The following is a 6,150-nucleotide window of genomic DNA, read 5'->3' as shown; positions in this document are numbered from 1 at the left end:
TCTGGAGGGTAGCTCTCGTAATGGCCCCCACTGTACTCCATGACGAACTATTGAGGTTTTTCAAACGGCTTGTCGAACGTGATCTTCGGTTCTTTCCAGGGCCCTTCGACCTTGTACTGAACGCTGGCGAAACGTGCGACCCGATCGCCCAGCAGCTTATCGACCAGGAACAACGCGCCGCCAATAGCGGGCGCACCGACAATCAAAGCAGCGATCGGCAGATTGTTCGTGACCGGCAGCGTCACCAGCAGCTTGGCATCGACTCGATCCTTGACCATGTCCAGCGTACCGTTCAGCTCTAGATTACTCGAAGGACCCGTCAGGGTAATCGGCGTTCGTGTGACATAAACACCATCGCTCGCGACCAGCAGGCCTTTGACTCTATCGTAGCTCAAGCCCTTGCCCAGCAAGTCCGAGAAATCCAGACGCAAGCGGCGGCCGATGGAGTTGAAGTTGAGCAGACCAAACACCCGCAATGCCTGTGCGCCGCCTTCCACCTCGACAAACTGGCCCTTTTCAAGTTTGGCATCCAGGCTACCGGAGAAGCGCTTGAGCGCCACCCAGGCCGGTGAACCGGGCCAGCGACCGTCGGCGTGCAACTCGAACTTTTCGGCGGTGACCGTCGGGGCAAACCCCCATGCCTTGAGGATGTCCCCCAGGTTCTTGCCTTCAACGTTGCCCCGATACCAACTGCTGGTTGAACCCGGCGTGCCTTCCCAGCCGCCCTCACCCTTCAAGCGTATGCCCTTGAGACCAAGATCCAGGTCAGACAGACGAACACCTGTGGGCGTCGGACGAACTTTCAGGGCCCAAGCCCCCAGTAACTGCTCGCCCTGAAATAGCTGTGTGACCTTCACGTCCAGCGCCGGAATCTGGCTCGGATCGACATCGGCCAAGGGGTCTGGTGCATTTTCCACAACGGCGGCAGCTGGATCAGGCGCAGGCAGCCGGACATAAAGCATGTCGATGCCAATGGGTGCGCTTTTTACATCGGGCAGTGTCGCCGTGCCCTTGGCAAGCTGGCTATCCAGCGAAAGCGCCCAATTGTCGGTGTTGCGTTTAAGTTGAACGCTGGCGTTGTCCAGCGTCGTGCCCATGGCGGTCAGCTTGCCAATCTGCAGGTCGACGTTATTGACCAATTGCTTGGCGCTCCCACCGGGATCATCACCGGCGTAACGTTTAACCATGGCTTGCCAAGGCGCGACATCGAGTTCCGAAAGTGAGCCCCTGACACGCAGGCCTTTGGCGTCCGGCACAATTGCACCGCCGTCGCCGAGAAACACCTCGCCACGCCCCTCGCCCATTTTGCCCGGTGCAGCGGCGTAGGCCAGATTGGCCAGCTTGCCGTAGGCAAAACCGAAGCGGCGTTCTGCGCCCTGGAGTGTCATGCGGAATTCGCTGTCCAGACTGCTTTCAGCCGTTTTGCCGAACGGTGCAGGCAAATCCACTGCCACACCTTTCAGGCTGGAGTTGATCCGCAACGCACTATCTGTGCCCAGCGTCAGTTGAAGTTGATACGGAATATCGCCAGAAACAGGTAGCGGTTGGGTAACGCCCAGCCATTCAGTCAGCCGTTTTACGGTGACCTGGCCGTTGGCAACCACACGGGTAAGATTCGCACTGGGCGTGCCTTCGGCAGCGATTTCGGCCGTGACAGGACGATCAAACGCCTGCGCCTGAACACCCTTGCCACTCAACCCTTTAGCGTTATCAAAACGAAACTCGCCTTTCAACTGAGTCAGGTCCAGCGCCGGGTCAGCCAGTTTCAAACGTGCGCCCTGGGTGCTGAAGTCCACAGCGATTTTCGGCTCCTGCCCTTTGACCAGCGGGATATCCAGCTTCAGCTTGCCGTCCAGCGGCCCCGTGCCCTGCCATCCCGCGAAGGTACTGGCAGTACCAATAGGCGCCTCTTGCAGAATCTTCACACCATCGGCCAGTTGACCGGAAAAGTTACCGTCTACCAGCAGATGGCTGGGTTGTCCGGCTGGCGCGTGGGGAATGTTGACCACGACCTTGCTGACATCGGTATTGAGCAATTTGCCCTTGCTGGCTTTGACACGTACGCCGCTGTTCTCGACATAGACCTTGCCGTCCACGCCGGTCAGTTGCGGCCAGCCAGGCTCGAAGTCCAGTGTCGCGTCGCGCACTTTGAAGAACAGGCTGATGACCCGAGCCGTATCTGCCGCGCTCTTGCTCAGCGAACCTTGATACTGGAAGAAACCCTGATCGACCTTGCCGCTAATGATTGCCGTACGCAGCCATTTGTCCAGATCCGGACTGAGGACAGCCGGCAGATACTTGCTGGTGTAACTGCCGTCGCCGTCGACCATGCCCACCCGCAGGTCCATATAATCCTCATCAGCCCGCTCATGGTCCAGATGCAGTCGAATCAGGAAGTCTGCAGCGATCTTGCCCTCATCACCCAGCACTTTGATGTAGGGCGCGATAAGCGTGAAGGTCTCGTCGTCCAGACGCCACGTCAAGCGAGCGTTGGCTTTTGGATAGGTCCACTCGTTTTTGAAGATCGGATAAAGGTGCAGCATGAAGTTGTCGCTGTCGAGGCGCAGTTCACCCTGCCCAAGATCGCCACTGATCGCGCCGCTGACATTACCTGCCGCCGGAGCACCGTGATAAGCATGAAATCCGATGTTTTCCAGATTGGCGGCAAAGCTCAGGCGCTTGTCACCCACCGCTTGCGGGCGGTAATCCACCAACGCGTTACGCAGCGCACCCGTCACCTTGAGGTTATCAACGACCTGCATGACGGTGTCGGGCAAAGGAGCCAGGGATTTCAACAGCGGCGTTACCGGAGTCAGGTCGAGTCGGTCAGCCTGAACATGCCAGGTTTCTTCCTGATCAGGGGTGGCCATTTTTTGCTCAAGCTGAATACGGCTTTCCCAGCGCTTGCCGTTCAGGTCCATAGCGAGGGAGCCAAGGTTCACTTCAACACCGCTATCGCTTCGTTTGAGCCAGGCGTTGAGCGCCAGATTGTCGATCTTCGAGGATTTACGCTCGGCGTAAGCCGCTTTCAGCGTCGGGGCATTGAGGCGTGCAACCGCACTTTGCACAGTGCCTTTGCCCCAGCTCAGCCAAAGCTCGCCACCGGCCTTGAGGGTCGACACTTTCCATTGGCGGGTCAGGGTTTTGGGTAGCCACTTTGCCCAGTCGCTTTGCGGCAGGCTCAGATAGGCATCGGCTTCACCCTCTTTCCACGTTCTGGCCTGAATCCGCGAGCGGACGTTAAGGGCCAGCGGCTGACCATCCGGAAGCGTCAAACGCGCGTCAAGGCGCTGATGAGTGCTCCCCGTCGCCAGACTGATATTCACGTAAGTCAGGGTCAGCGGTGCTTGCTCGAAAGGTTGCAGAGTGACCTGACTGTCGAGCAGCGACAGGCGCGAAACCACCTGCATCTGATTGAGAATCTGCTCGGGATCAAGGGGTTTGTCATCCCGGACCGGCAGCCCTTGCAGCGCCCATTGGCCGCCCTGATCCTCCTTGAGGATCACCTGCAGACCGTTGACTTCCACATGGGAAAGTCGCACATCCCACGCCAGTAAGCTGGCCCACAGATCGGGCTCGGCGCGCACTTCATCAAGACGCACAGCGTTCGCGCCCTCGCCGACCATCACATCGTTGGCAACGAAAACCGGTGAAAAGCCACGCCAACTGCCTTCAAGGCTGCCGATGGCCAAGGGCATACCGACTGCAGTCTGCGCCTTGCTCTGAACCTCGACACGGTAACCCGCGACCAGCGGCGTCAGCTCCCGGCCAACGCTGACATACAGCGCCGCCATGACCAGAACAAGGGCGCAGAGACTCAGGCCCCAGCGAGTCAGGAGCGAGGCCAAACGTGTCAGACGCCCCATTTCAGTGAGCCTCCGGACCGGGATGCGCACCAACCGGCTTGCGTGAAATGGCCCCACTCAATGGTGCAGATACTGCCAAGGGTTAGCTCATTTACCACGCATAGTTCTCTGCTTGTGACGGCATGCATGCCGCTGGCCCTGAGGCACCGTTAACAATTCACTTTATCAGGCGCACTCTCAGAGCAGCACGACGTCGTATTGTTCCTGTGAATACATGGTTTCTACCTGAAAACGAATAGTGCGGCCGATGAACGCTTCCAGTTCCGCCACATTACCCGACTCTTCGTCCAGAAGGCGGTCTACCACCCGCTGGTTAGCCAGTACCCGGTAACCCACCGCCTGATAGGCACGGGCCTCACGCAGGATTTCGCGGAATATCTCGTAGCACACGGTTTCCGGCGTCTTCAGCTTGCCGCGCCCCTGGCACGCATGACAAGGCTCGCACAGCACCTGCTCAAGGCTTTCACGGGTACGCTTGCGGGTCATCTGCACAAGCCCCAGCTCGGTGATGCCGATGATGTTGGTCTTGGCGTGATCCCGCTCCAGCTGCTTCTCAAGGGTACGCAGTACCTGACGCTGGTGCTCACCGTCTTCCATGTCGATGAAGTCAATGATGATGATGCCGCCCAGATTGCGCAGGCGCAGTTGACGGGCAATGGCGGTTGCCGCTTCCAGGTTGGTCTTGAAGATGGTTTCTTCGAGATTGCGATGCCCCACGAACGCGCCGGTGTTGACGTCGATGGTGCTCATCGCTTCGGCCGGATCAATCACCAGATAGCCACCCGACTTGAGCGGCACTTTGCGCTCAAGCGCCTTCTGAATCTCATCCTCTACGCCGTAAAGGTCGAAAATCGGCCGCTCGCCGGGGTAATGCTCCAGGCGGTCCGCGATTTCAGGCATCAGTTCAGCCACGAATTGCGTGGTTTTCTGGAACGTTTCCCGGGAATCGATGCGGATCTTCTCGATACGCGGGCTGACCAGATCCCGCAGCGTGCGCAGCGCCAGACCAAGGTCTTCATAGATCACATTGGGCGGGCTGACGGTCTTGATCTGCTCACCTATCTGATCCCAGAGGCGACGCAGATAGCGGATGTCCATGAGGATTTCGTCAGCCCCGGCACCTTCGGCCGCAGTGCGCAGGATGAAGCCGCCAACCTCTTTGATGCCTTCAAGGGCGACGCAATCGCTGACCACTTTTTTCAGTCGCTCACGCTCGCCTTCATCCTCGATTTTCAAGGAAATCCCGACGTGCGCAGTCTTGGGCATGTACACCAGATAGCGCGAAGGAATCGACAGTTGCGTCGTCAGCCGCGCGCCTTTGCTGCCAATCGGATCTTTAGTGACTTGAACAACCAGGCTCTGACCTTCATGCACCAGAGCACTGATGGTTTCAACGGCAGAGCCTTCACGCATGGATATTTCCGAAGCGTGAATGAACGCCGCACGGTCCAGCCCGATATCAATGAACGCAGCCTGCATACCGGGTAAAACCCGGACAACCTTGCCTTTATAAATATTGCCAACGATGCCGCGACGCTGGGTCCGCTCGACGTGAACCTCTTGCAGAACACCGTTTTCCACCACTGCCACGCGTGATTCCATTGGCGTGATGTTGATCAGAATCTCTTCACTCATGACTTGTCACCTTCCTGGCCTTGCCAACAGGGTATGCCGAAACGGCCCAGCATTTCTGCGGTTTCGCATAGAGGCAAACCAACCACCGCGGAGTAGCTGCCCTGTAAGCCTTCGACGAAAATCGCCGCCAGGCCCTGAATAGCGTAGCTGCCCGCCTTGTCCTGAGGCTCGCCACTGGCCCAGTAAGTCTGGATTTCGGCAGTAGAGATCGAACGAAAACGCACCCGGCTGGAGACCACGCGAGTTTCGCAACCCCGTTGATTGACCAGCGCAATGGCCGTCAACACCTCATGTTCACGCCCCGACAACGCCGTCAGCATGCTCAGGGCATCCGCCTCATCCTGCGGTTTGCCGAGGATCCGACCGTCGAGCACCACCGCAGTGTCAGCTCCCAACACGCAGCCCTGACCATCGTCCAGCAACGCCAGCCCGGCCTGTGCTTTGCCACGGGCAAGCCGTTCGACATAGCCCGTCGGGGTTTCTTCGTCGCGGGGAGTTTCATCGATCTGTGCACTGAGCACAGTGAAGCTAACACCAATCTGGGTCAGTAATTCCCGACGGCGCGGCGAGCCAGAGGCTAGAAAAAGCGGGGGCATTGGGACATCTCCGTGTCAAAGATCGTGATGCAGCCCCGAGCCAGAGATGCTCA

General features: G+C 58.5%; 3 protein-coding genes. All 3 read right to left on the bottom strand.

The genetic code is table 11. The features are described 5' to 3' along the window. Positions 1-47 precede the first annotated feature (47 nt). The 3 genes from H8S59_RS14790 to H8S59_RS14780 all read right to left on the bottom strand — a co-directional run bounded on the left by H8S59_RS14790 (position 48) and on the right by H8S59_RS14780 (position 6,097). Positions 48-3,866, bottom strand: a complete 3,819-nt coding sequence (locus H8S59_RS14790; protein WP_187521880.1) for a YhdP family protein — start codon at positions 3,864-3,866, stop codon at positions 48-50. 177 nt (positions 3,867-4,043) lie between these two features. Then, complete coding sequence (rng, locus tag H8S59_RS14785) at positions 4,044-5,501, bottom strand: ribonuclease G (RefSeq protein ID WP_027902220.1); 1,458 nt, start codon at positions 5,499-5,501, stop codon at positions 4,044-4,046. Further along, positions 5,498-6,097 carry a Maf family protein gene (locus tag H8S59_RS14780; protein ID WP_187521879.1) on the bottom strand — a complete coding sequence of 200 codons (600 nt, stop codon included), beginning with the start codon at positions 6,095-6,097 and terminating at the stop codon, positions 5,498-5,500. The genes rng and H8S59_RS14780 overlap by 4 nt, the downstream gene beginning before the upstream one ends. Between the last annotated feature and the right edge of the window lie 53 nt (positions 6,098-6,150).

It is taken from the genome of Pseudomonas folii (assembly GCF_014357575.1).
GTDB lineage: Bacteria > Pseudomonadota > Gammaproteobacteria > Pseudomonadales > Pseudomonadaceae > Aquipseudomonas > Aquipseudomonas folii.
The sequence above is the reverse complement of the archived record's forward strand: the minus strand, read 5'-3'. Positions and strand labels throughout refer to the sequence as shown.